Source organism: Streptomyces sp. NBC_01142, assembly GCF_026341125.1.
In the GTDB taxonomy this organism is placed as follows: Bacteria; Actinomycetota; Actinomycetes; order Streptomycetales; family Streptomycetaceae; genus Streptomyces.
Window position 1 is genome coordinate 128266 of record NZ_JAPEOR010000001.1, and the last position, 23758, is coordinate 152023.

The 23758-nt window shown below is 71.0% G+C and carries 23 protein-coding genes; 12 read left to right on the forward strand and 11 right to left on the reverse strand.

Annotation, left to right across the window (positions count from 1 at the left end; all coding sequences use genetic code 11):
• Window positions 1-85 precede the first annotated feature (85 nt).
• Window positions 86-691, forward strand: a complete 606-nt coding sequence (gene folE / locus OG883_RS00685; RefSeq protein WP_266533440.1) for a GTP cyclohydrolase I FolE — start codon at window positions 86-88, stop codon at window positions 689-691.
• Between the two features lie 628 nt (window positions 692-1319).
• On the opposite strand, the gene OG883_RS00690 is transcribed toward folE, so the two are convergent.
• The 6 genes from OG883_RS00690 to OG883_RS00715 form a co-directional block, all read right to left on the reverse strand.
• Window positions 1320-1802 carry a DUF3180 domain-containing protein gene (locus OG883_RS00690; protein WP_266533442.1) on the reverse strand — a complete coding sequence of 161 codons (483 nt, stop codon included), beginning with the start codon at window positions 1800-1802 and terminating at the stop codon, window positions 1320-1322.
• 65 nt (window positions 1803-1867) lie between these two features.
• Window positions 1868-2491 carry a 2-amino-4-hydroxy-6-hydroxymethyldihydropteridine diphosphokinase gene (folK, locus tag OG883_RS00695; RefSeq protein WP_323180857.1) on the reverse strand — a complete coding sequence of 208 codons (624 nt, stop codon included), beginning with the start codon at window positions 2489-2491 and terminating at the stop codon, window positions 1868-1870.
• Complete coding sequence (gene folB / locus OG883_RS00700; protein WP_266533446.1) at window positions 2488-2847, reverse strand: dihydroneopterin aldolase; 360 nt, start codon at window positions 2845-2847, stop codon at window positions 2488-2490. Before folB ends, folK begins: the two co-directional genes overlap by 4 nt.
• Before the next feature lie 191 nt (window positions 2848-3038).
• Window positions 3039-3482, reverse strand: a complete 444-nt coding sequence (locus OG883_RS00705; protein WP_266533448.1) for a nuclear transport factor 2 family protein — start codon at window positions 3480-3482, stop codon at window positions 3039-3041.
• On the reverse strand, window positions 3479-4342 hold the full coding sequence (gene folP / locus OG883_RS00710) for a dihydropteroate synthase (RefSeq protein WP_266533450.1): 864 nt from the start codon (window positions 4340-4342) through the stop codon (window positions 3479-3481). Before folP ends, OG883_RS00705 begins: the two co-directional genes overlap by 4 nt.
• 105 nt (window positions 4343-4447) lie before the next feature.
• Window positions 4448-6280: a phosphatidylglycerol lysyltransferase domain-containing protein gene (locus tag OG883_RS00715; protein ID WP_266533452.1), complete on the reverse strand. Its 1833-nt coding sequence runs from the start codon at window positions 6278-6280 to the stop codon at window positions 4448-4450.
• Window positions 6281-6427: 147 nt separating this feature from the next.
• Between OG883_RS00715 and OG883_RS00720 the strand changes: the two genes are divergently transcribed.
• Window positions 6428-7540 (forward strand): esterase family protein, encoded by a 1113-nt coding sequence (locus OG883_RS00720; protein WP_266533455.1) that lies wholly within the window; start codon window positions 6428-6430, stop codon window positions 7538-7540.
• On the opposite strand, the gene OG883_RS00725 is transcribed toward OG883_RS00720, so the two are convergent.
• On the reverse strand, window positions 7527-8681 hold the full coding sequence (locus OG883_RS00725; RefSeq protein WP_266533457.1) for an ABC transporter ATP-binding protein: 1155 nt from the start codon (window positions 8679-8681) through the stop codon (window positions 7527-7529). The genes OG883_RS00720 and OG883_RS00725 overlap by 14 nt on opposite strands.
• Before the next feature lie 140 nt (window positions 8682-8821).
• Here OG883_RS00725 and OG883_RS00730 point away from each other — a divergent pair, with 140 nt between their 5' ends.
• The 4 genes from OG883_RS00730 to OG883_RS00745 all read left to right on the forward strand — a co-directional run bounded on the left by OG883_RS00730 (window position 8822) and on the right by OG883_RS00745 (window position 12485).
• On the forward strand, window positions 8822-9535 hold the full coding sequence (locus tag OG883_RS00730) for an ABC transporter permease (RefSeq protein ID WP_266533460.1): 714 nt from the start codon (window positions 8822-8824) through the stop codon (window positions 9533-9535).
• Window positions 9535-10350: an ABC transporter permease gene (locus OG883_RS00735; protein WP_266533463.1), complete on the forward strand. Its 816-nt coding sequence runs from the start codon at window positions 9535-9537 to the stop codon at window positions 10348-10350. The genes OG883_RS00730 and OG883_RS00735 overlap by 1 nt, the downstream gene beginning before the upstream one ends.
• Entirely contained in the window at window positions 10350-11321 is a 972-nt protein-coding gene (locus OG883_RS00740) for an ABC transporter substrate-binding protein (RefSeq protein ID WP_266533465.1), read from the forward strand. Before OG883_RS00735 ends, OG883_RS00740 begins: the two co-directional genes overlap by 1 nt.
• An 84-nt stretch (window positions 11322-11405) precedes the next feature.
• The gene (locus OG883_RS00745; protein WP_266533468.1) at window positions 11406-12485 is read left to right on the forward strand and encodes a hypothetical protein; all 1080 of its coding nucleotides are present in this window, start codon (window positions 11406-11408) and stop codon (window positions 12483-12485) included.
• 90 nt (window positions 12486-12575) lie between these two features.
• Here OG883_RS00745 and OG883_RS00750 read toward each other — a convergent pair whose 3' ends face one another.
• Complete coding sequence (locus OG883_RS00750) at window positions 12576-13718, reverse strand: NADH-quinone oxidoreductase subunit D (RefSeq protein ID WP_266533471.1); 1143 nt, start codon at window positions 13716-13718, stop codon at window positions 12576-12578.
• 103 nt (window positions 13719-13821) lie between these two features.
• Window positions 13822-14793 carry an SAM-dependent methyltransferase gene (locus OG883_RS00755; RefSeq protein ID WP_266533474.1) on the reverse strand — a complete coding sequence of 324 codons (972 nt, stop codon included), beginning with the start codon at window positions 14791-14793 and terminating at the stop codon, window positions 13822-13824.
• 96 nt (window positions 14794-14889) lie between these two features.
• Between OG883_RS00755 and OG883_RS00760 the strand changes: the two genes are divergently transcribed.
• Window positions 14890-16086: a sensor histidine kinase gene (locus tag OG883_RS00760; RefSeq protein WP_266533477.1), complete on the forward strand. Its 1197-nt coding sequence runs from the start codon at window positions 14890-14892 to the stop codon at window positions 16084-16086.
• Window positions 16087-16122: 36 nt separating this feature from the next.
• Window positions 16123-16797 carry a response regulator transcription factor gene (locus OG883_RS00765; RefSeq protein WP_266533480.1) on the forward strand — a complete coding sequence of 225 codons (675 nt, stop codon included), beginning with the start codon at window positions 16123-16125 and terminating at the stop codon, window positions 16795-16797.
• A 154-nt stretch (window positions 16798-16951) separates the two neighbouring features.
• Here OG883_RS00765 and OG883_RS00770 read toward each other — a convergent pair whose 3' ends face one another.
• Entirely contained in the window at window positions 16952-18082 is a 1131-nt protein-coding gene (locus OG883_RS00770) for a DUF5937 family protein (RefSeq protein WP_266533483.1), read from the reverse strand.
• Between the two features lie 98 nt (window positions 18083-18180).
• On the opposite strand from OG883_RS00770, the gene OG883_RS00775 reads away from it, so the two are divergent.
• On the forward strand, window positions 18181-18420 hold the full coding sequence (locus OG883_RS00775; RefSeq protein WP_266533486.1) for a hypothetical protein: 240 nt from the start codon (window positions 18181-18183) through the stop codon (window positions 18418-18420).
• Between the two features lie 267 nt (window positions 18421-18687).
• Here OG883_RS00775 and OG883_RS00780 read toward each other — a convergent pair whose 3' ends face one another.
• A complete protein-coding gene (locus OG883_RS00780; protein ID WP_266533488.1) occupies window positions 18688-19830 on the reverse strand; it encodes a low specificity L-threonine aldolase in 1143 nt (380 codons plus the stop codon).
• Window positions 19831-19972: 142 nt separating this feature from the next.
• Between OG883_RS00780 and OG883_RS00785 the strand changes: the two genes are divergently transcribed.
• The 3 genes from OG883_RS00785 to OG883_RS00795 all read left to right on the forward strand — a co-directional run bounded on the left by OG883_RS00785 (window position 19973) and on the right by OG883_RS00795 (window position 23756).
• Window positions 19973-20890 carry a Rossmann-like and DUF2520 domain-containing protein gene (locus OG883_RS00785; RefSeq protein ID WP_266533491.1) on the forward strand — a complete coding sequence of 306 codons (918 nt, stop codon included), beginning with the start codon at window positions 19973-19975 and terminating at the stop codon, window positions 20888-20890.
• 158 nt (window positions 20891-21048) lie between these two features.
• The gene (gene panC, locus OG883_RS00790) at window positions 21049-22062 is read left to right on the forward strand and encodes a pantoate--beta-alanine ligase (RefSeq protein ID WP_266533494.1); all 1014 of its coding nucleotides are present in this window, start codon (window positions 21049-21051) and stop codon (window positions 22060-22062) included.
• Window positions 22059-23756 (forward strand): L-aspartate oxidase, encoded by a 1698-nt coding sequence (locus OG883_RS00795; protein WP_266533497.1) that lies wholly within the window; start codon window positions 22059-22061, stop codon window positions 23754-23756. The genes panC and OG883_RS00795 overlap by 4 nt, the downstream gene beginning before the upstream one ends.
• Window positions 23757-23758 lie beyond the last annotated feature (2 nt).

A 23758-nucleotide genomic window follows, 5' to 3' on the forward strand; every position in this document is an offset into this window, starting at 1 on the left:
AATGAATGCCGCGTCCCCCAGGTTTTAGCCTGGGGGACGCGGCATTCTCGTATGCCCGCATGTGAAGCAGAGGAACGAGGCACAGATGACCGACCCGGTGACGCTGGACGGCGAAGGCACGATCGGCGAGTTCGACGAGAAGCGGGCCGAGAACGCCGTACGCGAGCTCCTCATCGCGGTCGGGGAGGACCCGGACCGTGAGGGCCTCCGGGAGACTCCGGCCCGTGTGGCGCGCGCGTACAGGGAGATATTCGGCGGACTGTGGCAGAAGCCGGAAGAGGTGCTCACCACCACGTTCGACCTCGGGCACGACGAGATGGTCCTGGTGAAGGACATCGAGGTCATGAGCTCCTGCGAGCATCATCTGGTGCCGTTCCACGGGGTGGCACACGTCGGCTACATCCCCTCGAACGACGGCAAGATCACCGGCCTGTCGAAGCTGGCCAGGCTGGTCGATGTGTTCGCCAGGCGGCCGCAGGTGCAGGAGCGGCTGACCACGCAGATCGCCGACTCGCTGATGGAGATCCTGGAGCCGCGCGGTGTGATCGTGGTCATCGAGTGCGAGCACATGTGCATGACCATGCGAGGGGTGCGTAAGCCCGGAGCCAAGACGATCACTTCGGCGGTCCGCGGGCAGCTGCGTCACCCGGCGACCCGCAATGAGGCGATGAGTCTGATCATGGCGCGCTGAGCCGCGCCTCAACTCCCGTACCGGGGGACGTGGTGACGCCGCCGACGTCCCCCACCACGCTGCGGCTTCGCGCCGCCGGGTCCGCCGCTCGGCGAGGACCTCCGATGCCCGCACCCCACGGGCTGGCCCACACCCATTTCCCGTTCCGCTGGCGGAGGGGCCGTGCAGGGTCGTCCCCGCAGGGGATTGGCGGCAGGACCGGGCCCACTAAGACAGGTCCCTGTATGCCGCCGACCCCGAGGAGTCGAGCCCGGAGGGGCCCCGGAACCCGCACCGGACAGGACCCCGCGCTACGGGCCCGGGCCACACGCGCCCGCCACCGGACGGGCTGGCCCACCCCCGTGCCCGTTCCGCTGGGGAGGGGCCGTGCAGGGTCGTCCCCGCAGGGGATTGGCGGCAAAACCCGGCCCACGAAAACGGGACCCTGTATGCCGCCGACCCCGAGGAGTCGAGCCCGGAGGGGCCCCGGAACCCGCACCAAACAGGACCCCGCACCACAGGCCCGAGCCACCCGCGCCCGCACCACGCAGGACCCCGCGCCACACGCGCCCGCACCACACGCGCCCGCACCACACGCGCCCGCACCAAACAGGACCCCGGGCCACAGGCGTCCGAACCGCAGGGCCCCTCAGGCCGACGTCGTGGCCGTGCCCTCGTCGTCGTCTTCCGGGAGTTTGCAGACTCGCTCCAGGAAGAACGCCGCCGCGATCACCGCGATCCCCGCCACCACCGAGAAGCCCGCATAGATCGCCTGGTCCCGGCGGGCCGGAACGTCGAGGAAGGCCAGCAGGAAGACGCCCGTACCGCCGTACATCCCGCTCACCAGCGCCGCCACCAGCGCGCTCGCCTGGCCGAAGACCACCGCGCGGGCCGCCATCAGCGGCTCCACGCCCTTCGCGTCGGGGCGCCGCTCGCGCTGGGCCCTCAGGCGGGCGCGGAGCGAGAGCGCCGTCGCGGTCAGGACGACCGCGATCACCGCCAGCACGATCGGCGCGGCCAGCGGCACACTCGGCAGCGTGCCGAGCGAGTCCCAGAGCCGGGCGCCGCCCCAGGACAGCACCCCGGCCGCGACGAAGAGACCGGCCAGCACTCCGAGCCGTAGTTGCTTCACCGCGCGTGTCCTTCGTGTTGTCGATTTGTCGCGTGCCGTCGTGTGGATCCCGCAGAGCCTAACGACTACTCGGGCAGCCGGAGTTCCAGGTCCGCGCGGGGCTGGACGCTGCCGACGCCCACGCCGGCCAGCAGCTCGGCCACCGGGCCGCGACCGGGCAGCTGCGCCTCGGGCTCCACGTCGTGCCACGGTGCGAGGACGAAGGCGCGCTCGTGGGCTCGGGGGTGAGGGAGGGTGAGGGCCGGGTCGTCGGAGACCACATCGGCGTACGCCACGATGTCGACGTCGATGGTGCGCGGCCCCCAGCGCTCGTCCCGCACCCGGTCGAAGGCCTCCTCGATGGCCTGGCCGCGCTCCAGCAGGGAGGACGGGGGCAGGGTGGTCTTGATGACGACCACCGCGTTGAAGTACGAGGGCTGGCTGCCGGGCGCGACGCCCCACGGCTCCGTCTCGTACACCGGGGATACAGCCTTGACCCGGAGGCCCGGGGTGTCCTCGAGGGCGTCGATGGCGCCCTGGAGCGTCTCCAGGCGGTTCCCCAGATTGGAGCCGAGCGAGATCACGGCCCGTTTCGGGTTGGAGAGGGTGATGTCCGCCGCATCGACCTGTTCCACCACGGAGGCGGGCACCGGCTGCACGGTCGGGTCGCTCTGCGTCCAGTTCGAGGGGAACGACGAAGAAACACTCATACTCGGCTCCGGGTGATCGTGATGGTGACATCGTCGAAGGGCACGGTGATCGGGGCGTCGGGCTTGTGGACGACCACCTCGACCTCCTCGACCCCGTCGTGCTTCAGGCACTTCTGGGCGATCCGCTCCGCCAGCGTCTCGATCAGGTCGACGGGTTCGCCCTCGACGACCGCGACGACCTCCTCCGCCACCACGCCGTAGTGCACGGTCTGCGCCAGGTCGTCCGCTGCCGCCGCCGGGCGGGTGTCGAGGCCGAGCACCAGGTCGATGATGAAGGTCTGGCCCTCTTCCCGCTCCCGGGGGAAGACGCCATGGTGCCCGCGGGCCTTGAGGCCGCGCAGCGCGACACGATCCACGCGAATCACTCCTGCTGTCGTAGGTCTTGCGGGCACAGGGCCGCGTGCGGGCGGCGCATGTCCACATTCGAATCTACCTGCGAGCACCGACAGCGCCCGCCCACGGGGGCTATGGACAGGGCACCACAAGGCTGGTAGCCGCCCATACCCGAGCGCCTGGATTTCCAACCCTCACATGCCCGCATACCCCCTTACGAGGGGGTGTCCTCGTCCTCTTCCTCGTCACTTTCCGCCAGTACGGGTGAACCGTGATGTGACCAGATCTTCCAACCGTCCGATGTGCGACGGAACACATTGGTGGCCACGACCAGCTGCCCGACGAGCGGTCCGAGTTCGCCCTCCTCGGCCGGGCCGCCGCTGAGGATGTTCTCCGTGCAGGTCACCAGCGCGGTGTCACCGGCCAGGCTCACCTTCACATCGGTGAGGAAGAACTGGATGTAGTCGGTGTTCGCCATGATCAGGGCGTATGAGCGGAGCACCTCGCCGCGCCCCGAGAGCACCGGCCAGCCCGGATGGATGCACGAGATCTCGTCGTTCAGCCAGAGGCCGGAGAGTTCGTCGAAGTCACCGCGCTCCATCGTTTCGTAGAACGTGGTGTTGGCCTCTTCGACCTGCTCTACGTCGGTACGGCTCACCGGGCGCCCGCGCCCTCGACGGCCCGCGCGACCCGGACGGCGTCGGCCGTCGCCCGTACCTCATGGACGCGCACCGCCCACGCGCCCTCGTGCGCCGCGATCGCGGAGACGGCGGCGGTGGCGGCGTCCCGCTCCCGGGCGGGCGGCGGGGCACCCTCCTTCGCCAGTACGTGCCCGAGGAACCGCTTGCGGGACGCGGCCACCAGCAGAGGGCGGCCCAGCGCGCGGAGCTCGGAGAGGTGGGCGACCAGGGCGAGGTCGTGCACGGCCTGCTTGGCGAAGCCGAGGCCCGGGTCGATGACGAGGCGCTCGGGCTCGATGCCGCCCTCGATGACCGCCTCCATGCGCTCGCGCAGTTCGGCGACGACTTCGGCGACGACATCGCCGTACACGGCACGGCTGTTCATGTCCTGGCTGAAGCCGCGCCAGTGCATGACCACGAAGGGGACGCCGGCCGCGGCGACGGCCGGGACCATCCGGGGGTCGGCGAGGCCGCCGCTGACATCGTTGACCAGCACCGCGCCGGCCGCGACGGCCTGTTCGGCGACGGCGGCGCGCATGGTGTCCACGGAGACGGTGACACCCTCGGCCGCCAGGCCGCGTACGACGGGAACGACCCGCCGCAGCTCCTCGTCCTCGTCGACCCGGCTGGCACCCGGCCTGGTCGACTCGCCACCGACGTCGACGAGGTCGGCGCCCTCGGTGACGAGCTCGAGGCCGCGCTTGACCGCGGCGGTGGTGTCGAACCAGCGGCCGCCGTCGGAGAAGGAGTCGGGCGTCACATTGACGACTCCCATGACCGCACAGCGATCCCACTCCGGCAGGCCGCTGGCCGTGCCCCGTCCGCGCAACGTACTCATACGCCCAGCCTAGGCCCGCCGGGCGGTCCGGAAGTCACGCCGTTGCACCCCGGCGGTGTGTCCCGGCCGCCCGCCCGTCGATATCGGGCGCGCGGCACACTGCCCTCACGCCGCGCGGACCTCGTGTTCGGCCGAGGGCACGGGCAGGTGCGCGCAGGGGCGCACCGGGCGGGCCCGGCGGCGGTGGGCGAAGGGACGGGGGAGCGACAGGTTCACAAAGCCCTCCGCCTGCATCGCCGCGAAGCCGATGCGCGGCAGGTCGCGGGTGCTGCGGAAGACCACGAAGCGCGGCTCCCAGCGTGGCCGGAACTTGGCGTTGAACTTGTACAGCGACTCGATCTGGAACCAGCGGGAGAGGAAGACCAGCAGTCCGCGCCAGAGCCGCAGCACCGGGCCCGCGCCGATCTTCTCGCCGCGTGCCAGTGCGGAGCGGAACATCGCGAAGTTGAGCGAGACCCGCTCGATCTTCAGGCCGGGAGAGGCCTGCAGGGCGGCGACGATCAGCAGTTCGTTCATGCCCGGGTCGGCGGAGCGGTCCCGGCGCATCAGTTCCAGGGACATGCCGTCCGTACCCCACGGCACGAAGTGGATGATCGCCTTCAGGTCGCCGTAGGGGGAATCGGGGTCTTCCTTGTGGGCGGTGGCGATCACCGCTTCGCCGTCGGCCGGGTCGCCGATCCGGCCGAGCGCCATCGAGAAGCCGCGCTCGGTGTCGGTGCCGCGCCAGTCGGCCGCGGCCCGGCGGATCTGCTCCAGCTCCGGGTCGGTCAGGTCACGGGCGCGCCGTACGCGGGTTTCGTAGCCATTGCGCTCGATGCGCTTCACCATCTGGCGTACGTTCCGCATCGCGCGCCCGGTGAGGGAGAAATCCGCGACATCCACCACCGCCTCGTCACCGAGCTCCAGCGCGTCCAGACCGGTCTCCCGCGTCCAGACCTCGCCGCCGGTCTCCGAACACCCCATCACCGCAGGGGTCCAGGAGTGCGCCTTGGCCTCGTCCATGAAGCGCTCGATGGCGCCCGGCCAGGCCTCGACGTCGCCGATCGGGTCGCCGCTGGCGAGCATCACGCCGGAGACCACGCGGTAGCAGACGGCGGCCTTGCCGCTGGGGGAGAAGACGACGCCCTTGTCGCGGCGGAGCGCGAAGTGGCCCAGCGAGTCACGGGCGCCGTGCCGCGTCAGCAGGTCGCGCAGCCGGCGCTCGTCGTCCTCGGTGAGGCGGGCGGCCGGGTGCTCGGGGCGGAAGGCCAGATAGATGGTGGTGATGGCGGTCAGGAGTCCGAGCGCGCCGAGCGAGTAGCCGACCGTCCAGGAGACCCGGCCGGCATAGTCGACGGGGCCCTCGAAGCCGAACAGCCCGAACAGCACGTGCTCGAGGCGGTCGGTGAGGCTGGGGCTGCCGACGACCCTGCCCGGGTGGGCGCTGACGATCACCAGGCCGAGGCCGAGCGAACCGGCGCCCATGAGGACGAAGTTGGCGAGCGCCTTCCAGCGGCTGCGCGGGTCGGGCAGCGCCGCGAATTCACGCCGGTGGCGCAGCAGCAGCGTCAGCAGTGCCAGCGAGAGCAGTACGCCGATGACCGAGTGCCGGTAGACGAACTGCCCAACGGCCCCTGCGGGCAGCAGAACCACGGCGGCCCGCCAGGCGCGGCGCTTGTGGCGCTTGAGCCCGTGCGCGAGCAGCAGCAGCAGTACGCCGGCGCTCAGCGAGAGCGCCGCCGCGAAGGGACCGGTGGCCCCCGGCAGCACCTCGGCGAGGGAATGCATCCGGCTGTGCCGGAAGCGGGGGAAGACTCCGGCGGCGATGTCGATCAGGCCGATGAGTGTGGCGGCCGTACCGACAAGCGCAGGTACCGATTCGGGGCGGGGGCCGCGCAGGATGCGACGTACCCCATCCGGAACCAACCCTGATTTGTCCCCATCTATCGTTGCAGACATCGCTTCCCGTGGCTCCGCGAGAGATCCTGTGTCCGTGGGCCTCACGTCAGTCGGCTCCGGACGATTTGCGCTCTCTAGGACGGCACTTCCGGGAGGCGGGTTCACTCGCCACCCGGAAATTCTCGAAGAAGAAAGCTTTCGTCACTCATGGGTCTGACCAGTAACAAAGTTCTGGCCTTGGCCGTCCTGGCAGCGGTGCTGCTGTTCGCCGCCACGATCTGGCTCTGGCCGCGCCTCGCCGGCCGCAGCTGGCGTGCCGTGACCGGCAGGATCGGACTGCTGCTGGCCACCCAGCTCGCGCTCTTCGCCTCGGTCGGCTTCGCCGCCAACAACTCCTTCCTCTTCTACGGCTCCTGGGCCGACCTCTTCGGTCAGGAACAGGACCTGGGCGTCGTGGTGGACCACTCGGCCGGCGGGAAACACATCAAGGTCGTCGGAAAACAGAAGCTGGATGTACCGGGTGGCTCGCAGCCCGCGACCGGTGGCCAGATTCAGAAGATCGTCATAGCCGGTGAGAAGTCGAAGATAGACAGCCCCGGTTACGTCTATCTGCCGCCGGAGTACTTCCAGGCGAAATACAAGAAGAACACCTTTCCGGCCACCGTCGTGCTGACGGGGTACCCCGGGACCGCGGAGAACCTGCTCAAGGGGCTGAAGTACCCCAGGACGGCCTTCCAGCAGGCCAAGGACGGCAAGATGCAGCCGATGATCCTGGTGATGCTGCGGCCGACCGTCGCTCCGCCGCGGGACACCGAATGTGTGGACATTCCGGGCGGACCGCAGACCGAGACCTTCTTCGCCAAGGATCTGCCGAAGGCTGTTTCGGAGACGTACCGGGTGGGGACCAAGCCGCAGAACTGGGGCTTTATCGGGAATTCCACCGGTGGTTACTGTGCCCTGAAGATTGCGCTGCACCACCCCGAGCAGTTCGCGGCGGGCGCGGGCCTCTCCGCCTACTACAAGGCCGCCGAAGACCCGACGACCGGTGATCTGTTCCACGGCGACAAGAAGGAGAGGAACCGGGCCAATCTCCTGTGGAGCCTGGACAATCTGCCGCAGGGGAGGTCGTCCTTCCTGGTCACCACATCCAAGGAGGGCGAGGGGAACCGCAGCGCGACGCTGGACTTCATCAAGAAGGTGAAGTCGCCCGCGCGGGTTTCGTCGATCACGCTCGACAGTGGCGGGCACAACTTCAACACCTGGCGGCGTGAGATTCCGCCGACCCTGGAGTGGATCAGCGGCCGGCTCAGCGCGGCGTAGTCGCTTCGATCGTTTCCAGCGCGACCTCGGTACGGGGGATGTCCTGTGCGTCCGCGTCGATGGAGCGGCGCAGTGCCTCGTGCAGCAGGGCGGGGGTGAGGACTCCGAGGAAGCGTCCGGTCTCCTCCTTGTCGATGACCGCGATCCAGCCGGCGTCGTGCTGGAGCATCGTGGAGAACGCCTGCTTGAGCGAGGCGCCGACCGGCAGCCAGGCCTCCATCCGGCGGGCGTGTTCGCGTACGGAGCCCTTCTTGCGCGCGTGCTCGGCGGAGATCCAGCCGTGCAGGTTGTTCTTGCTGTCCAGAACGACGGCCCAGCGGGAGCCGAGCTCCCGGGGCAGCGGGTCGTCGAGATGGACGACGGGCGGCTGCTCCAGATCGCCCTCCTCGATGGGGGTGACCGAGAGGCGCTTGAGGCCGCGGTCCGCACCGACGAAGTCCGCCACGTACGGGGTCGCGGGGGTGCCCAGCACGGCGGCCGGGGCGTCGAACTGCTCGATCCTGCCCTGCCCGTAGACGGCGATTCGGTCGCCGAGGCGGACGGCCTCCTCGATGTCGTGCGTGACGAAGAGCACGGTCTTGCGGACCTGGGACTGGAGTCTGAGGAACTCGTTCTGCAGATGCTCGCGCACCACCGGGTCGACGGCGCCGAACGGCTCGTCCATCAGCAGGACGGGCGGGTCGGCCGCCAGGGCCCGTGCCACGCCCACGCGCTGGCGCTGACCGCCGGAGAGCTGCTCAGGGTAGCGATCGCCGTAGACGGAGGGGTCGAGCCCCACCAGGTCGAGAAGTTCGGCGGCCCGCTCACGGCCCTTGCCGCGCTTCCAGCCGAGGAGATGGGGGACGGTCGCGGTGTTCTCCAGCACCGTCTTGTGCGGGAAGAGTCCGACCTGCTGGATCACATAGCCGATACGGCGCCGGAGCTGGACCGGGTCGATGGCGGATATGTCGTCCCCGTCCAGGAATATCCGGCCGCTGCTGGGCTCGATCAGGCGGTTGACCATCTTCATCGTGGTGGTCTTGCCGCAGCCGGACGGTCCGACGAGCGTGACCAGTTCGCCCTCGGCGACCTCGAAGGACAGGTCGTCGACGGCCGTGGTGCCGTCCGGGTACCGCTTGGTGACGTGCTCGAAACGGATCATGGTTCCCCATTGTGACCGGTGTTGTGTGAAGGCCATGTTGCTGCACTGTGGCGGGCCTCGGCGATTGTCAGTGCTCAGGGATATGGTCGCCAGACATACGTTCGGCATGGCTTTCGGTACGACTGGGGAGGTGGGGGTGGATGAGTACGGAACGCGCTGCGCAGAGCTGTCTGGCGGCCAATGACTGGATCTGCGGGGAGTACCTCCGCACCCGCAGCCAGGAGTTGACCGACGCGACCGTCCAGCATGTCTGGATCACGGTGGTGTCGGTGCTGATCGGTCTCGCCGTGGCCTTTCCGCTGGCGCTGCTCGCCCGCGCGAAGCCGCGGTTCGCGGGTCCTGTGCTGGGTCTGACGACCCTGCTCTACACGATTCCGTCGCTGGCGATGTTCTCGCTGCTGCTGCCGGTCTTCGGACTGTCGGCGGCGCTGGTGGTGACCGGACTCGTGCTGTACTCGCTCACGATCCTCGTACGGAACATCATGGCCGGCCTCGACGCCGTGCCCGCCGAGGCGCGGGAGGCCGCGCGCGGGATGGGATACGGACCGGGGCGGCTGCTCTGGGAGGTCGAGGTGCCCCTGGCGCTGCCCGCGTTGATGGCGGGACTGCGGATCGCGACGGTCTCGACGATCGCGCTGACAACAGTCGGCGCGCTGGTCGGCAAGGGCGGTCTGGGCAATCTCATAGACGACGGCGTACAGACCACCTTCAAGGCGCAGGTGCTGGCCGCGTCCGTGCTCTGTGTGCTACTGGCGGCCGTCGCCGACCTGCTGCTGCTCGGAGTCCAGCGTCTGCTGACACCCTGGACCCGAATACGCACGGCACAGGCAGGCACGGCGAAGGGGACGGGCTGATGGGGGTAGTGGCCGACGCGTGGACCTGGCTCACCACCGGCTCCCACTGGTCGGGGGAGAGCGGTGCCTGGCACCGGCTGGGCGAGCATGTCTACGTCAGCGGGGTGGCCCTCGCGCTGGCTTGTGCGATCGCCCTGCCGATCGCGCTGTGCCTGGGGCACCTCGGCAAGGGAGGAGCGCTCGCGGTCAATATCTCCAACGCGGGCCGGGCGATCCCCGTCTTCGCGGTCCTCGCCCTCTTCATGCTCACACCGCTGCGCAGCGCCGGCTATGCGCCGACGATCATCGCCCTGGTGCTCTTCGCCGTCCCGCCGCTGCTGACCAACGCCTATGTGGGCATGCGCGCGGTGGACCGTGCGGTGGTGGAGGCCGCGCGCGGGATGGGGATGTCGGGCGGACAGCTCTTCCTGCGGGTCGAACTGCCCCTTGCCTACCCACTGCTCATGACCGGGGTGCGGTCGGCCGCCGTGCAGGTGGTGGCCACGGCCACCATCGCCTCGATGGTGGGCCAGGGCGGGCTGGGCCGGATCATCACCGCCGGCTTCAACACGTACAACACGCCGCAGGTCGTGGCGGGCGCGCTCCTCGCGGCGCTGCTCGCGCTGCTCGTGGAAGGGGTGCTGGTGGCGGCCGACCGGCTGCTGAACCCCCTCCGCCGGTCCGTGTCGCCCGCGCGGTCGGTGCGGTCACCGAAGTCGGCGCAGAACGTGGAGCCGGCGCAGGACGTGGAGTCCGTGGAGTCCATGAAGTCCGTGAAGTCGATGAAGTCCGTGTGGCAACGCTTTCAACCCCTTTGCTGTGGACGGAGAACCTGATGAGCAAGACCTCGCGCATCGCGGGAGCAGTACTCGGTGTGGTCGCCCTGACGGGTTCTCTCGCCGCGTGCGGTGGCGACAGCCTGGAGCAGGAGAAGGGCGGCTCGGCATCGGGCGGCGGCTCGGGCAAGAAGGGCACGCTCGTCGTCGGCGCGGCGTCCTTCACCGAGTCCAAGGTTCTCGCCGAGCTCTATGCGCAGATCCTGGCGGACGCCGGATACTCGACGTCCGTCACCACCGTGAAGAACCGTGAGCTGTACGAACCCTCCCTGGAGGAGGGCGAGATCGACGTCGTACCGGAATACGCCGCGACCATGGCCGAATTCCTCAATGCCAAGGTGAACGGGCCGAAGGCGCCCGACGACAAGCCGGTGGCATCCAGCGATGTCACCGCCACCGTCGCGGCGCTCACCGGGCTCGCCGAGCCGCGCGGACTGAAGGTGCTGCCGGCCGGCGCCGCCGTCGACCAGAACGCCTTCGCGGTGAGCAAGGAATTCGCCGAGAAGAACAAGCTCAAGACCCTTTCCGATCTTGGGAAGTCGAAGCTGAAGGTGAAGATCGCGGCGGGCGACGAGTGCGAGGTGCGGCCGTTCTGCGCGCCGGGTCTGAAGAAGACGTACGGCATCGATGTGTCGGGCATCGACCCCAAGGGCGTCGGCACCCCGCAGTCCAAGCAGGCGGTCAAGGACGGTGACGACCAGCTGGTGCTCACCACCACCACGGACGCGGTGATCGACGGCCTGGTCTTCCTCGACGACGACAAGAAGCTCCAGAACGCCGACAACGTCCTTCCGGTGGTCAATGCCAAGGACGCGGGTTCCAAGGAGATAGCCGACGCCCTCGGCAGGCTCACCAAGGCGCTGACCACCGAGGATCTCGCCGAGTTGAACCGCAAGGTGGACGCCGAGCGCGCGAAGCCGCAGGACGCGGCAAGGGCGTATCTGGAGTCCAAGGGCCTGCTCAAGAAGTAGTGACGGGCCGGCCCGGCGTTCTTCCTTCAGAGATTTGCCGGGCCGACACCCCATTTGGTGTCTACGCACGGTAAATTTCGGGCCATGCCACGTGGACGCCACCGTCATTCCCCACCTCTTCACAGGCTGCTGCCGCCTTCGGCGGTCGCCGGAGCGTCGGTTCTGTGTGCCGCCGGCGCGTGGTTTCTGGCGGAGCCAATGGTCCTCCGTTCGCTGGTCGCCGCGGCGGCGGCCGCGGCCGTCACCGGCGCGGTCCTCATGCGCAGTTGGGACCGGAGCGCCGGCCGTCGCGTCGCGGAGCTCACGCGCGCCCGTGAGAGCGACCAGTGGAAGACCGAGGAGCGCATAGCCGAGCTCGAGACGGACGTGGAGGAGTCCCGCGAGCTGCGCGCCAAGCTCGACGCGAAGCTGCGCGCCAAGCGGGTCGAGCTCGCTGCGCTGCGCGGGGAACACGCCGCGCTGTTGCGGCGGTACGCGACCGCCGAGACCGAGCGGGCCACCGCGCTCGAGGGCCGCAGGCAGCTCGCACTCGAAGCGGCCGCCCCGGCCAAGGCACTGCTCCCGGCCGGGCCCGCCCCCACCCCGGCGACGTATCTCCGTGCCGCCAAGGCCCTGGAGAACCTGTCGCGCAACGCCGCCGCTCAGGAGGCGAAGCGCACCGTCGAAGAGGCTCGCCGCCATGACCTGGCCGAGCGCGCCCGTGAGGCGGACGAGCCGCAGGGGAAGCACGCGGCGGCCGCCGGGGGAGAGCAGCACACCCGCCCGTCGTCCGCCCTTCCCGCCAGGCGTCCCGTCCCGGCGGCGGCAACGATCGTGCCGTACGGACCGCGGCGCCGCCCCGCCAAGCGCCCCGAGGGCGGCTTCGACTTCTTCGGCACGGGCAACGGAGACGGCACGACCGACGCAGACGGCACCGGCACCGGCACGGGCACCGGCAACGCCAACGCCGACGGCAAGGCCGACGGAGAAGACGCGGGTGCCGGTACGCAGAAGGCGATCGAGGCCGTGCAGAACGAGGACCTCGCCGATGTGGTGGGCGAGGAGGCCCTGGCGGCCGCGCAGCGCCCGGCCGTCACGGGCGCGGTCGGCAAGGTCATCGACCTGACTGCGCACGACGAGACGGAGCAGATGGACGTCGTGGAGCTGCGCAGCGCGATCTCCTGACGCCGCCCGGCACGGCAGGGCCGGTTACCCGCAGGGCGCCGGTTTCCTGTGGGACCGGACACCCGCGGAGACGTCTACTTGCGGAGACGTCTACTTGTCGATGTCGCCGACGACGAAGAACAGCGAGCCCAGGATCGCCACCATGTCCGCGACCAGCGTCCCCGGCAGCAGCTCGGTCAGCGCCTGGATGTTGTTGAAGGACGCCGAGCGGAGCTTCAGGCGGTACGGGGTCTTCTCGCCCTTGGACACCAGGTAGTAGCCGTTGATGCCGAGCGGGTTCTCGGTCCAGGCGTAGGTGTGGCCCTCGGGGGCCTTCAGGACCTTCGGCAGCCGCTGGTTGATCGGCCCGGGCGGCAGGTCCGCGATCCGGTCCAGGCAGGCGTCCGCGAGCTCCAGCGCGTTGTGCGTCTGGTCGAGCAGGACCTCGAAGCGTGCCAGGCAGTCGCCTTCGGTACGGGTGACGACCTTGAGGGTGTCCTGGAGGTCGGCGTATGCGAGGTACGGCTCGTCGCGGCGCAGGTCGAAGTCGACGCCCGAGGCGCGGGCGATGGGGCCGCTCACTCCGTACGCATGGACCGCCTCGGCGGAGAGCGCGCCCACGCCGCGCGTACGGCCCCGGAAGATCTCGTTGCCCAGGACCAGGCGGTCGTAGATGTCCATCCGGGAGCGCAGCGCGGCGACGGCCTCGCGGGCGCGGCCCAGCCAGCCGGCCGGGAGGTCCTCCTTGAGGCCGCCGACCCGGTTGAACATGTAGTGCATCCGGCCGCCGGAGACCTCCTCCATGACGTGCTGGAGGTCCTCGCGTTCCCGGAACGCATGGAAGATCGGGGTGATTCCGCCCAGTTCGAGGGGGTACGACCCGAGGAACATGAGGTGGTTCAGAACCCGGTTGAGCTCGGCGAGGAGCGTACGGGTCCAGACCGCGCGCTCCGGGACCTCCATGCCGAGCATCCGCTCGACGGCCATGACGACACCGAGCTCGTTGGAGAACGCGGAGAGCCAGTCGTGGCGGTTGGCCAGCATCACGATCTGGCGGTAGTCGCGCGCCTCGAAGAGCTTCTCGGCGCCGCGGTGCATATAGCCGATGACCGGCTCGGCGTGCTGGATGCGCTCCCCGTCGAGTACGAGACGGAGGCGCAGCACGCCGTGCGTGGAAGGGTGCTGGGGACCGATGTTGAGCACCATGTCGGTGCTCTCCGCCGCGCCGCCGATGCCGACCGTCGTCTCCGTCATGGGCGACAGTATCCCCCGTCGGGGCTCCGTCCCGAAGCCCGGTGCTTCATCGCCGGACGGGCTTGATCTCCGCCGGGCGGGTTTGATCTTCGCCGGGCCGGATTCATTTTCGTTGCAGCAGCCAGCCGAAGTCGCCGAGGCCGCCCCGCGCCGTCAGCTCCGCCGCCTCCCCCGCCGAGGCCAGGGCGCGGACGTAACCCGCCGGGTCGGTCGAGGCGAGGGCGAGCGGGGGTCGCTCGCCCGAGATGCCCAGGCGGGCGAGGGCCTCGCGCTGGGTGGTCAGCTCCGCCCCCGGCAGCGCGCAGGCGTCCAGCGCCACATGCGCCGTGATGTCGCAGGTGCCGTCCGGGACGGGGTGTACCTCCCGGCCCTCCCGGAAGCCCGTGAGCGTGCCGAACGGAGGCCGTGCCCGTGCGGCGTGCGCGTAGTCGACGGCGACCGCGAGACCCGACCGAAGGGTGCCCACCGCCCTCGCCCATGCCTCGTCGCGCGGACGGCCGATCTCCGCCCGGGTGCCGGGCTCCGTAAGGGGCCACCAGCGCTCCAGCCACTCCGCGTCCGGGCCGGAGACCGGTTCGCCGAGGCGTTCGGTGCCGTCGCGCCGTACGAGGACGTACCGCGCCACCCCGTCCGGGTCCGCCTCGGCGACGTCCACCGGCACATTGTCCAGCCACTCGTTGGCGAACAGGAGCCCGCTCACGCCCGCGGGAGGCTCGGCGGTCCACTCGATGCGGGGGTCCAGACCGGCGGGGCGGCCCGCGCGCTCGACGGCGTACGCCCGTACCGGAAAACCGGGAGGGAGCGCTGCCAGTACGGCGGTGAGCAGTTCGCCGCGGCCCGCGCCGATGTCGATCAGCGCCACCTCGTCCTCGTCGGGACCGAGATTCTCCGCCGTGGTGTGCAGCAGCCGGGAGACCGCGGAGGCGAAGAGCGGCGAGGCGTGCACGGACGTACGAAAGTGTCCGGCCGGTCCCTCCGGCCGCAGATAGAAGCCGTCAGACCCGTACAGAGCGGCCTCAGCCGCTTCCCGCCATCCGCGCCACTGACACGTCTCACCGGTCACGTCATACGTCACGCTGACAAGTCTCCACCTTGCGGAGTAGTCGCCCACTCACCGGATCGACCCTCCGGTTGACCCCTGCACCTATCTCCTGTCCCTACTCTGGGTTACGTGCAACGCCTCTATGACTTCATCCGCAGACACCCGACGGGCGTCGACACCTTCTGGGCTGTCGTGCTCTTCGCGTTCGCCATGCTGGGGGTGGTCCAGACTCCGGGCCAGCACCGCGTTCCGGCGGTTCTGATCGCCCTGGTGCTGAGCTTCGTGGTCGCGCTGCGCCGCCGTATGCCGGAGAAAATGCTGGTCCTGGCCGCGGCCATGGGCGTTGCTCAGCTTGTGCTGGATGTCGAGGTCAACCCCGCCGACTTCGCGATGCTGGTGATCATCTACACCGTCGCCGCCCGCGACGGGGCGCGCTGGGCGGCCCGGCTCGCGCTCGTCGGCGGGCTGTCCGCCGCTCCGCTCGCGGCGATCCGCTGGCCCGTGGAGAAGGACGGCAGCGTCGCCAGTCATGTCTTCTTCGCGGTCATCACGACGGTTCCGTTCGTCCTGGCCTGGGTGCTCGGCGACTCGATACGCACCCGGCGGGCGTACTTCGCCCAGCTCGAGGAGCGCGCCACCCGGCTGGAGAGGGAACGCGAGGCGCAGTCGAAGGTCGCCGTAGCGGCCGAGCGGGCCAGGATCGCCCGCGAACTGCACGACGTCGTGGCGCACAACGTCTCGGTGATGGTGGTGCAGGCGGACGGCGCCGCCTATGTCCTGGACGCCGCCCCCGACCAGGCCAAGCAGGCACTGGAGACCATCTCGACCACCGGCCGCCAGGCGCTGGCGGAGATGCGCAGGCTGCTCGGCGTACTGCGTACCGGCGATGCCCCGGAGAGCGGTGAGTACGTCCCGCAGCCGGATGTGCAGCAGATCGAGGACCTGGTCGAGCAGGTGCGCGGCGCGGGCCTGACCGTGGACTTCAAGATCGAAGGGACGCCGCGGCCGCTGCCGAGCGGCGTCGAGCTCACCGCGTACCGCATCGTGCAGGAGGCGCTGACCAATACGCGCAAGCACGGCGGCCCGGAGGCCGGGGCGAGCGTGCGCCTGGTCTACTTCGACGACGGGCTCGGACTGCTGGTGGAGGACGACGGCCGCGGCTCGGCGCACGAACTGTACGAGGACGGCGGCGCCGACGGCCGCGGCCACGGGATGATCGGCATGCGCGAGCGCGTCGGTATGGTCGGCGGCACGCTGGACGCCGGGCCACGGCCCGGCGGCGGCTTCCGGATCAGCGCACTGCTCCCCCTCAAGCCCGCCCACTAGGCCTGTAGACCCAGGCGACCAGACAAGGACCCGTACATGTCCATCCGCGTGATGCTCGTCGACGACCAGATGCTGCTGCGTACCGGATTCCGCATGGTGCTCGCCGCGCAGCCGGACATGGAGGTCGTCGCGGAGGCGGGCGACGGCGCGGAGGCGATCGACAACCTCCGCTCGACGGCCGTCGACGTGGTGCTGATGGATGTACGCATGCCGAGACTGGACGGTGTCGAGGCGACGCGGCGCATCTGCGCCCAGCCCAACGCTCCCAAGGTGCTGATCCTGACCACCTTCGACCTGGACGAGTACGCGTTCTCCGGGCTGAAGGCGGGTGCCAGCGGCTTCATGCTCAAGGATGTGCCCCCCGCCGAACTCCTCAGCGCGATCCGCTCGGTGCACAGCGGCGACGCGGTCGTCGCGCCGTCCACGACGCGGCGGCTGCTCGACCGCTTCTCGCCGATGCTGCCGAGCAGCAGCAAGGAACCGCAGCACAAGGAGATCGGGAAGCTCACCGAGCGGGAGCGCGAGGTGATGCTGCTGGTTGCGCAGGGTCTGTCCAACGGCGAGATCGCGGCGCGGCTGGTGCTCTCGGAGGCCACGGTCAAGACGCACGTGGGCCGCATCCTCACCAAGCTGGGCCTGCGGGACCGGGTGCAGGTGGTGGTGCTGGCGTACGAGACGGGCCTGGTGCGGGCGGGCGGCGGGGCGGCCTGAGCCGCACGCCGCTGTCTTCGCGGAGCACATCCGTACGGACCGGGTGAGTGTGCCGCACGTGTGCCGCACGTGGCCGACCGGATCGCGGTGTTCGCGGGGCCGGCGCCGGAGGCGAACAGGGACGGGCCCCTGCGGCTTGTACTCCTTCTGCCGCCTATCGCAGCACCGTCTCGAGGAAGTCGCTGCCCAGCCGGGCGACGGCGGAGACGTCCAGCTGGTGCAGTACGTACCGGCCACGCCGGCGGGTGGAGGTGAGCCCGGCCTTCTTCAGCACGGACAGATGGCGGGAGACCTCGGGCGCGGTGATGCCGTAGATGTCCGCCAGTTCGCTCGTCGTGTACGGGGCGCGGGCGAGGTTGCGGCACAACTGCATGCGCATGGGGTGGGCGAGAGCCTCCATCCGGAGCTTCAGCAACTGGACGGGGGCGGGACCGGGGAGGGCCGGTGAGCCGACCGGGTAGTGGATCACGGGCCGCCAGCCCGGCGCGTGCAGCACCAGCAGATGGGGCCAGCCGAAGCTCGACGGCACCAGCGTGAGCCCGGCGCCCACGGCGGGATCGACGGCCGTCGTCCGCCCGTCCGCGAGCTTGTCGGCGCTGATACGGGTCCCCTCCTCGTCCACGGCGAGCGCGGGGGAGACGGCGTGCAGGGCTTCGGCGAGGCCCTTGCGGCGCAGCAGTTCGGTCTTGTGGCGGGCGTCGGCGGCGAGCTGGGGCGCGACGCGGCGCCAGGTGTCGGCGAAGAAGGCCTGGTCGCAGTCCTCGACGAGCCTGCGCAGCCAGACGCGTACACCCGTGGGGTCGGTCAGCAGCCGGCGGGTGAAGTCCAGCTGGCCGGGGCCCCGGCCGGCGGCGAGTTCGAGGGCGCGCTCGCGGCGCGCCGGGTCGCCGAGGGGCGACGCGCCGCCGGTGTCGTAGGTGGTGGAGCAGGTGAACTCCAGGGCGGCGGAGACGAATCGCTCGTCGTCGAGCCGGTCGAGGAGGTCCAGTTCCTCCGCGAGGGTCGCACCGGTGCGGCCGCCCGGACCGCCGGCGGCCGCGGGGAGTCCGGCGAACGGCATGAACAGGTCCGAGAACGTCGACCGCCACAGGCAGTCGGCCTCGCACAGCCGGTCGGCGAGATCGGGCTTGAGCCCGGCGGCCGTGGCGGTCGCCCAGCCGTGCAGTCCGGGGTGGTGCCCCGGCTCGGCAAGTGCGTGCAGTGCGACGCACAGCTCGGCGAGGGGAGAGATCTCGAAGACGATGCGCTCGGCGGGCAGGCCGGCAATGTCGATGGTTACGCTCACGTGCCCATGGTGCGGGTACGCGGGGCGGACTTCGCACCGTTTGACGGGGCTCGTCAATCGGCGCGACGGGCGGGGCGGGGGGCGCGCAGCGTGAAGGCATGAACGCCATGCATCAGCACATGATCGACAACTACCGGGCGTACCAGCACGGTGAGCAGGCTCCGCCGCAGCCGGGGCGCCACGACTGGCAGATGGTGCGGGAGGTCCGCGACTACCGCCGGCTCCAGGCGACCCTGAAGCCCCGCCGCTCCCCGAAGCGCCTCCGCTCCCCGAGCCGCCTCCGCACCGCGCTGACACGGGCCCTGCGCCTGCACCGGCGCCCGGCGGACTGCACCTGAGGCAGTCCGGGGCGCGGCCCGGGGGCTTGTCCCCATCCCCCCGCCCTGGATGGGGGCTTGGGGCGCCCCGGCGGTGGGCTGGTCGTAACGGGGCTGCGCCCGCGCCCGGCCGCCGCAGCGCGAACTGCGGGCGGGGGCCACTGGCTTGGCCGGCGTCCCTGGCTGGGGCCACTGGCTTGTCCGGCGTCCCGGGTGGGGGAACGCCGCGGGCGCGGCTCGAGCAGTTCGTCCGTCACCTCGTTGCCGGCAAGATCCGAACGGCCCCCCCTAGCCCACCCGGCGGGCGAACTCCCTCACCGCGGAACGTACGTCCTGGGCCGTCCACTCAAGGCCCTCCGACCCCACCGTCATCTCCGTCACCGAGATTCCCGGCGGGCAGCCGTCCGTGAACCACCTTCTGAAGAGCGTCACTCCGGTTTCCTCCGACTGCCGCACGGCCGCCTCGTTCAGCACCTCCGGATCTCCCGCCAGCCAGACGTGGAACTGGTGCGTATGCGGCTCCTCCGGGTGGACGCGGGACCAGCCGATCCCCGCCTCCGCGAAGCCCTCGCGCAGCCCCGCCGCGACCACCTTCGCGTGGGCCACGTACTCCGGCAGCCTCGGCAGCTCCCGCTCCAGTCCCAGCAGTGCAGACAGCGCCGCCGGGTACTGCTGGAAGACCTGGCCGCCGTACCGGTGGCGCCACGTCCTGGCCTCCTCCACGAGCGACGACGGACCCGCGAGAGCTGCGCCCGACAGCCCGTCCAGGGACTTGTAGAACGACACGTACACGCTGTCCGCGAGGGACGCGATCTCGTCCAGCGGGCGCCCGAAGTGGGGGGCGCACTCCCACAGGCGCGCGCCGTCGAAGTGCACCACCGCATCACGTTCCCTCGCCGCCTCCACGACCTCCACCAGCTCGTCCCACGTCGGGAGTACGAAACCGGCGTCCCGCAGCGGCAGTTCCAGCATCAGCGCCCCGAACGGCTCGTCGAAGTCCCGTACTTCGTCGGCCGTCGGGAGCCGCGGCTCGCTCGTCGGATGGACCGTACGGAGCCCGCTCACCACGCTGAACGCGTCCCGTTCATGCCGCTCCGGATGGGCCGTCGGATGCAGTGCGACCGTCCGGTTCCCCGTCCGCCCCGCCCAGCACCGCAGCGCCACCTGCTGCGCCATCGTCCCGGTCGGGAAGAACGCCGCGGCCGGGAATCCGAGCAGCTCCGCCACCCGCTGCTCCAGCTCCTCCACCACCCCGCTGCCGTAGACATCGGTCCACTCGTCCAGGTCGTAGACCGCACCGGCGTCCGCCGTCAGCGCCGCCAGCCGCTCGCCGACGCGAAAGTCCGCCGACGCACGCCACAGCACCCGGTCCGACGCGCGCCATGCGGCGAGCCTGCGCTGCCGCTCGTCCTGCTCGCTCTTCTCTGCCATCCCCTGATCATCCCCCGGTGATTTCCGGCTCCGGGCATCACCCACAGCCTGTGGACAACGGGATGGCCCCGGGAAACGCTGGCGTAGCATGACGAGAAATCGTCCGGTACCCCCCGCGGACTGGAACGGAAGGCCCCGCCGCGTGAACGCCACAGCACCACAACCGCTCGACCCACGGGAACGCCCCGCCCGCCTCACCGTCGGCGTCGTCGGGGCCGGCCGCGTCGGCCCGGCCCTCGCGGCATCGCTCCAGCTCGCCGGTCACCGCCCGGTCGCCGTCTCCGGTGTCTCCGACGCGTCCGTGCGCAGGGCGGCCGCACTGCTCCCGGACGTACCGGTGGTCACTCCCGCCGAGGTACTCGCCAGGGCCGAGCTGGTGCTGCTGACCGTCCCCGACGACGCACTGCCCGCGCTGGTCGAGGGACTCGTCGAGACCGGTGCCGTACGGCCGGGACAGCTGCTCGTGCACACCTCCGGCCGGTACGGCACGAAGGTGCTCGACCCCGCCCTGCGGGCCGGTGCGCTCCCGCTCGCGCTGCATCCCGCGATGACCTTCACCGGCACCGCCGTCGACGTCCAGCGGCTGGCCGGCTGTTCCTTCGGCGTGACCGCCCCCGACGAACTGCGCCTGGCCGCCGAGGCCCTGGTCATCGAGATGGGCGGCGAGCCCGAGTGGATCGAGGAGGAGGCTCGTCCGCTCTACCACGCGGCCCTCGCCCTCGGTGCGAATCACCTGGTCACGCTCGTCGCCCAGTCGATGGAGCTGCTGCGTACGGCCGGAGTCGCCGCCCCGGACCGGATGCTCGGCCCGCTGCTCGGCGCCGCGCTCGACAACGCCCTGCGCTCGGGCGACGCCGCGCTCACCGGTCCGGTCGCCCGGGGCGATGCCGGCACGGTCGCGGCGCACGTCGCGGAGCTGCGCAAGCACGCGCCCGGCACGGTCGCCGGCTATCTGGCGATGGCCCGCACCACCGCCGACCGCGCGCTCGCGCACGGCATGCTCAAGCCGGAAATGGCAGAGGATCTGCTGGGTGTCCTCGCGGAGGACGACCCGCGATGACCTCTACGAACCAGATGACCTCTACGAACCCCATGAACCCGACCAGCCCGACCAGCCCGACCAGCCCGATCAACCCGGCGGGTCACGCGGGCCAGGCGGGCCCAGTGACCCCGACAAGCCCTGTACCCCAGACGAGCCGGACAGGCCCCGTGACCCCGATGCGCCGCAGCTTCGCACTCGTACAGACCCGTGACGACCTCCACGGCGCCCTCGACCGCCACGGAGCCCCGGGCCGCACCGCCGTCGTCATGACCATGGGCGCCCTCCACGACGGGCACGCCGCCCTCGTCCGCGCCGCCCGCGCGCACGTCGGCCCCGAGGGCTTCGTGATCGTCACGGTCTTCGTCAACCCCCTCCAGTTCGGCGCCGGCGAGGACCTCGACCGGTACCCCCGTACCCTCGACGCCGACCTCAAGACGGCCGAACAGGCCGGCGCGGACGTGGTGTTCGCCCCCTCCGTCGATGAGGTCTACCCGGGCGGCGAACCGCAGGTCAGGATCGTCGCGGGCCCCATGGGCGAGGTCCTCGAAGGTGCCTCCCGCCCCGGTCACTTCGACGGCATGCTCACCGTCGTCGCCAAGCTCCTCCACCTCACCCGCCCCGACGTCGCGCTCTTCGGGCAGAAGGACGCGCAGCAGCTCGCCCTGATCCGCCGTATGGTCCGCGATCTGAACTTCCCGGTAGAGATCGTCGGTGTACCGACAGTCCGCGAGACAGACGGGCTCGCGCTCTCCAGCCGCAACCGCTATCTCTCCACGGACGAGCGCCGCACCGCTCTCGCCCTGTCCCGGGCCCTGTTCGCGGCCCACGACCGCCTCGCCGCCCAACAGGCCCTGCACGCCCGCGCCGAGGCCATCCCCGGCACGCCCGAACGTGCCGCCGCGCTCTCCGCGATCGGCGAGGCGCGCGCCGCGGCCGACGCGCACGCGGTGGCCCAGGCAGGACCGTGCGGCGGCGCCGACGCCGTCCGTGCGGCGGCCCGCGCCGTTCTGGACGAGGCCGCGCGGGCCCGGCCGCCGCTCGTCCTCGACTATCTGGCCCTGGTCGACCCGGCCACCTTCGCCGAGGTTCCCGACGACCACACCGGAGAGGCGATCCTCGCCATCGCCGCGAAGGTCGGCGCAACGCGCCTGATCGACAACATCCCCCTGAGTTTCGGAGCACCGAAGTGACCGGAATACGGCTGAACGCCCCCGCACCCGGCTGGGCCATCGAGGCCGATGTCGTCGTGGTCGGCTCCGGCGTCGCGGGCCTGACCGCCGCGCTGCGCTGCGCGGCCACCGGGCTGAGCACGGTCGTGGTCACCAAGGCCCGCCTCGACGACGGCTCCACGCGCTGGGCGCAGGGCGGCATCGCGGCAGCGCTCGGCGAGGGCGACACCCCCGAACAGCATCTGGACGACACCCTCGTCGCCGGGGCGGGCCTGTGCGACGAGGAGGCGGTACGCACCCTGGTCACCGAAGGTCCCGACGCCGTACGCCGCCTGATCGCCACCGGAGCGCACTTCGACACCTCCGAGGCCGGCGAGATCGAGCTCACCCGCGAGGGCGGCCACCACCGCCGCCGTATCGCGCACGCGGGAGGCGACGCGACGGGCGCCGAGATCTCCCGGGCGCTCGTCGAGGCCGTACACGCCGCCGGGCTCCGCACCATCGAGAACGCCCTGGTCCTGGATCTGCTGACCGACGCCGACGGCCGTACGGCCGGCATCACCCTCCACGTCATGGGCGAGGGCCAGCACGACGGCGTCGGAGCGGTCCACGCCCCCACCGTCGTCCTGGCCACCGGCGGCATGGGCCAGGTCTTCTCCGCCACCACCAACCCCGCGGTCTCCACCGGCGACGGCGTCGCGCTCGCACTGCGCGCAGGGGCGGAGGTCTCCGACCTCGAGTTCGTGCAGTTCCACCCGACGGTGCTCTTCCTCGGCGTGGACTCCGAGGGCCAGCAGCCCCTCGTCTCGGAGGCGGTACGGGGAGAGGGCGCCCATCTGGTCGACGCGTCCGGCACCCGCTTCATGCTCGGACAGCACGAACTGGCCGAGCTCGCCCCCCGCGACATCGTGGCCAAGGGGATCATGCGCCGGATGCAGGAACAGGGCGCCGCGCACATGTATCTCGACGCCCGCCACTTCGGCGCCCGGATGTGGGAGCAGCGCTTCCCCACGATCCTGGCGGCCTGCCGCGCCCACGGCATAGACCCGGTCACCGAGCCGATCCCGGTCGCCCCGGCCGCCCACTACGCCTCCGGGGGCGTACGCACCGACCTGCGCGGCCGCACCACGGTCCCGGGCCTGTACGCCTGCGGCGAGGTCGCCTGCACCGGCGTCCACGGCGCGAACCGTCTCGCCTCCAACTCCCTCCTCGAGGGCCTGGTCTTCGCGGAGCGCATCGCCGCCGACATCGCCTCCCGCGCCCCGCACGGGGCCGGTGAGCCGGCCGCGCCCGCGACCCCCTCCGTACTGCCGCTCATCGCCCCCGAGGCGCGGGCCGACATCCAGCGGATCATGTCCGAGGGCGCGGGCGTGCTCCGCTCCGCCCGGAGCCTGACCGATGCGGCCACGGCGCTCGACGCCGTGCACGACAACGCCGTCCACGACGCACAGGGCTCGGTCAAGACCGCCGAGCCCGGCGTCGAGTCCTGGGAGACGTCGAACCTGCTGTGCGTCGCCCGCGTGCTGACCACCGCGGCGCTGGAGCGCGAGGAGACCCGCGGCTGCCACTGGCGCGAGGACCGCCCCGAGCGCGACGACACCAGGTGGCGCCGCCACCTGGTCGTACGCGTCGCCCCCGATCGCAGCCTTGTGGTCCACCGCACCGAGAACACCGCATTCGCCCCCACCGTCCCCGACGCCCCCAGGGAGCCGTAACC